This window comes from Lepagella muris, from assembly GCF_004793975.1.
GTDB classification, from domain to species: Bacteria; Bacteroidota; Bacteroidia; order Bacteroidales; family Muribaculaceae; genus Lepagella; species Lepagella muris.
Genome location: NZ_SRYB01000074.1, coordinates 1 through 1458, shown reverse-complemented (window position 1 = coordinate 1458; position 1458 = coordinate 1). Strand labels below are relative to the sequence as shown.

2 protein-coding genes are annotated in these 1458 nt (G+C 52.8%); both read left to right on the top strand.

Annotated features, from left to right (window positions below; genetic code table 11):
* Window positions 1-864: dTDP-4-dehydrorhamnose reductase (gene rfbD, locus E5331_RS20045; protein WP_136013295.1), on the top strand; the 864-nt coding region annotated here is incomplete at its 5' end.
* Window positions 865-1049: 185 nt separating this feature from the next.
* A partial coding sequence (locus tag E5331_RS20040) for a GDP-mannose 4,6-dehydratase (RefSeq protein WP_136013294.1) occupies window positions 1050-1458 on the top strand: 409 nt, incomplete at its 3' end.

Here is a 1458-nt window from a genome sequence, read left to right as displayed (position 1 = left end):
CTTGTGACGGGCGGGAACGGGCAGCTCGGTAACTGCCTGCGGAATGCCGCCAGGGGATCGGATGATAGTTACATTTTTACTGACGTAGCTGGTGATGACGTGGTGCGTCTCGACATCACGGATGCGGATGCGGTCAGTAGGATGGTGAGGGAGAATGATGTGAAGGTCATCGTCAACTGTGCGGCTTATACCAACGTGGATAAGGCGGAGGATGACGCGGAGCTCGCGGAGTTGCTTAACGCGACAGCAGTGAGGAACCTGGCGGAGGCTGTTAAGGCTAATGATGGCACGCTCATCCATATCTCTACCGACTATGTGTTTGGGAAGGAGCCGTATAACGTGCCGTGCCGAGAGGACCAGAAAGGGACTCCGACGGGCGTTTACGGGATGACTAAGCTGCATGGCGAGCAGGCGATCGCGGAGAGCGGTTGCCGCGCGCTTATCTTCCGCACGGCGTGGCTCTATTCGGAGTACGGCAGGAATTTTGTGAAGACGATGCTTAACCTGACTGCCACTAAACCGGAGCTGAAGGTGGTGTTCGACCAGGTGGGGACTCCGACGTATGCGCAGGACCTTGCTGATGCGATCTACCGCATTATAGACGGACGGATGATGGCAGGTAACGAGGGGACATATCATTACTCGAATGAGGGTGTGTGCTCGTGGTTTGACTTCACGAAGATGATCGCGGAGTATGCGGGGAATAGGGATTGTGACGTGCAGCCGTGCCATTCGGATGAGTTTCCGTCAAAGGTGGTGCGCCCGTCGTATTCGGTTCTGGATAAGACTAAGTTCAAGGAGACGTTCGGGATGGCAGTGCCGTATTGGACGGATTCGCTGAGGAGATGCATCGGTAATCTTTGACTCACGGCTCCCTCGCCCTGGGCGAGGGGATGGGGCTCCAGCCGGCAGAAATTAACATCCTTGGAATTTTGAATGGAATTCAAAATGGAACGGGGATTTGAGCTGAGGCTCAAACGAAACTGCCGGAACATCTGATTTTTTCACTTCTTTCTTCATTTTTTCTTTTTTAATTTGGATAATTTTTTATGAGGAATATATTGATCACCGGGGGGGCGGGGTTTATCGGCTCCCATGTTGTCAGGCTTTTTGTGAACAAGTATCCTGACTATCATATCGTGAATCTTGATAAGCTTACGTATGCGGGTAATCTCGCTAATCTGAAGGATATCGAGACTCGACCGAACTATACTTTCGTGAGGGCGGATATCGCTGATCTTGATGAGATGCGCCGCGTGATCCGTGAGTATGAGATTGACGGTATCATCCATCTCGCTGCGGAGAGCCATGTGGACCGCTCGATCAAGGACCCGTTCACGTTCGCGCGCACCAACGTCATGGGCACGCTTGCGCTGTTGCAGGCTGCGAAGGAGTATTGGGAATCGTTGCCGGAGAGGTATGAGGGTAAGCGTTTCTATCATATCTCGACGGATGAGG